Annotated in this window: 3 protein-coding genes; 1 reads left to right on the forward strand and 2 read right to left on the reverse strand. The window is 70.9% G+C overall.

Annotated features, from left to right (window positions below; genetic code table 11):
- Positions 1–17 precede the first annotated feature (17 nt).
- Together ispD and HYE82_RS35720 are read right to left on the reverse strand one after the other, a co-directional pair.
- Positions 18–764 (reverse strand): 2-C-methyl-D-erythritol 4-phosphate cytidylyltransferase, encoded by a 747-nt coding sequence (gene ispD, locus HYE82_RS35715; protein ID WP_179178387.1) that lies wholly within the window; start codon positions 762–764, stop codon positions 18–20.
- Positions 765–1,093: 329 nt separating this feature from the next.
- A complete protein-coding gene (locus HYE82_RS35720) occupies positions 1,094–1,576 on the reverse strand; it encodes a CarD family transcriptional regulator (protein WP_179178388.1) in 483 nt (160 codons plus the stop codon).
- A gap of 592 nt (positions 1,577–2,168) precedes the next feature.
- Here HYE82_RS35720 and HYE82_RS35725 point away from each other — a divergent pair.
- The coding region (locus tag HYE82_RS35725) for a DUF461 domain-containing protein (RefSeq protein ID WP_179178389.1) at positions 2,169–2,734 on the forward strand (566 nt) is incomplete at its 3' end.

Here is a 2,734-nt window from a genome sequence, read left to right on the forward strand (position 1 = left end):
GGGTGGCGGCGGCGGGGTCAGTAGGCATCGGTGGCCCTCCTGCGGGCGAGTACGGCCTCGGCGAGGACCAGGTCGAGCGGACGGGTGACCTTGAAGGCCTCTTCGTGGCCGGGGACCACCATGACGGTGGTGCCGAGCTGTTCCACCATCCCTGCGTCGTCGGTGGCGCCCTCGCCGACGGCCGCGACGGCCTCGTGGGCGCGCCGGAGGGTGGCGAGGTCGAAGCCCTGCGGGGTCTGGACGGCGCGCAGCCGGGCGCGTTCGGGCGTGGCCACGACCGGCTCGGGCTCGCCGGGCCTGCCCGGCTCGACCTCCTTGACGGTGTCGGCCAGCGGCAGCGCGGGGACCACGGCCGGGGCGCCGGCCCGCACGGCCTCGATGACGGCGTCGACCGTCTCGACCGGGACGAGCGGGCGGGCCGCGTCGTGGACGAGGACGGAGGTGACGTCCGCGGGGAGCGCGGCGAGGCCGGCGGCCACGGACTCCTGGCGGGTGTCGCCGCCGGGGACGACGAGGAGATCGGTGCGCTCGGGCAGCGGGTGCTCGTCCAGGAGGCGGCGCACCTCGGCGGCGCCGTCGGACGGGGCGACGACGACCACGAGGGAGACGGCCCGGGAGCGGGCCATCGCGCGGACGGCGTGGATGAGCATCGGTGTGCCGCCCAGGGCCCGCAGGGCCTTCGGGGCGCCCGGGCCGAGGCGTACCCCGCGGCCGGCGGCCGGGATCACCGCGGCGGTGCGGTGGGGGCGCGATTGGTCAGACATGTGTTGTAGCTCCGAGCCAGGTTTGTGACTTCGGCCGACATGGGTATGGCCCTGGGGAGTGCCGGGCGCGACGCCCTCGCCCCTTCCGTGACGACCGGTCGAGCCGGCTGCCCGGGCCCGGTGCCGCGTGGATCCGGGTTGCGGTACGGCCGGTACGGCGTGAGTGGCGTGGGTGTCAGTGCCCGTCGGGTCTCAGTGCCCGGGGGGATCTCAGTGCCCGGGGTGTTCAGGGTGGGTACAGACATGCCGCAGCGCCCGGCAACGGCCCCCTCGTGGAGGAGAGGGCTGCCATCGGGCACCGCGGCACGACTGTGTACGGGGTTGTCGCGTCAGGACGCGAGAACCTCGTCGAGGAGGGCCTCCGCCTTGTCCTCGTTGGTGTTCTCAGCGAGCGCGAGCTCGCTCACCAGGATCTGGCGCGCCTTGGCGAGCATGCGCTTCTCGCCCGCGGACAGACCGCGCTCGCGCTCACGCCGCCACAGGTCGCGCACCACTTCGGCGACCTTGATGACGTCGCCAGAAGCGAGCTTCTCCAGATTTGCCTTGTAGCGACGGGACCAGTTCGTCGGCTCCTCTACCTGCGGCGAGCGCAGGACCTCGAAGACCCGGTCCAGCCCGTCCTGGCCGACTACGTCGCGGACGCCGACGAACTCTGCATTGTCGGCAGGCACACGAACCGTCAGGTCGCCCTGGGCGACCTTGAGCACCAAGTAGGTCTTGTCCACGCCTTTGATCTGGCGAGTTTCGATGGCCTCGATCAGCGCGGCCCCGTGATGGGGATAGACCACGGTGTCGCCAACCTTGAACGTCATGTGACAGGTACCCCTTCCGTGGCTATCCAGGGTAACACGAGAACTGAGTGTTATGAATGGCGTTTTCGCAGGTCAGAGCGCATCTCGGGGCTTGACAACCACGACAGGAACGTGCTGCGGAGGCCTTGCGGAACGGGGTATTCGCAGGTCGGAGGCGCTGTACGGACCGGGCGAAACGGCCACGTTACAGCGGAGCGGCAGCCTCGCCACTGTGACGTACATCCCGTTTTGCCGGTTTCGGAGGCGGGAAACCGGGCCACTCCACTCGACTGGAGGCCACCCGGACGGAGTGGTTCAGGCCCAATCCTGGAATTGATCACGGAGAGCCGTTCGGAGGAATCCCGGAATTGATCACGGGCGCGCCTCCGGACGATATAGCGGACAGCACGTGAACGGGATGCGAAGGACGTGCGGAATGCAAGATCGCGGAGCGGGCGCGGGGCCCCGCGCCCGCTGCGGAGGGTCGGGTGCGGGGGCGGGGCGGCGGCTCGGTAACCTAAGCGCGCTGACACACCCTTAGGGCGGCTTTACCTCGGCCGTCCGACACAACCGCCGTCCTTCCGTTCCGTACGTCCAAGGAGTTGCCGCCGCCGTGAGCCGCAGCCTTCGACGCGGCGCCCTCGCCGCCACCGCCGTCGTGTTCTCGATCGCCTCGCTGGCCGCCTGCGGTGCGGGCAACGACGCGCAGACGCTTCAGATCAAGCCGGACAACGCCTCCGCCTCGAAGGGCGAGATCGAGATCCAGAACGCCCTGGTGATCACCCAGGGCACCAAGGAGCGCACGGGCGGGGCCGTGGTCTCGGCAACGCTCTTCAACAACGGCATGAAGCCGGAAGTCCTGGAGTCGATCAGCCTCCCGGGCCGCGGCAAGGTCGTGCTCAAGGCCGCCGAGGGCGCCGGCAAGGTCGTCGTGCCCTCCGGCGGCTCCGTGGTCATCGGCGGCAAGGGCAACGCCTCCGCCGTGATCGAGGGCCCCAGCGAGGCCGTGAAGAACGGTGCCGCGCAGGACCTCGTCTTCAAGATGAGCAGCACCGGCGACATCCCGCTGGAGGCGTTCGTCGTCCCGAACACCGGTGCGTTCGCCCCCTTCGGCCCGACCGAGGCCCCCGCCGCGGGCCCGACCGCCTCGGGCAGCCCCGCCGCCGCCCCGTCGGGCTC

The sequence above is a fragment of the Streptomyces sp. BR123 genome (assembly GCF_013401435.1).
In the GTDB taxonomy this organism is placed as follows: domain Bacteria; phylum Actinomycetota; class Actinomycetes; order Streptomycetales; family Streptomycetaceae; genus Streptomyces.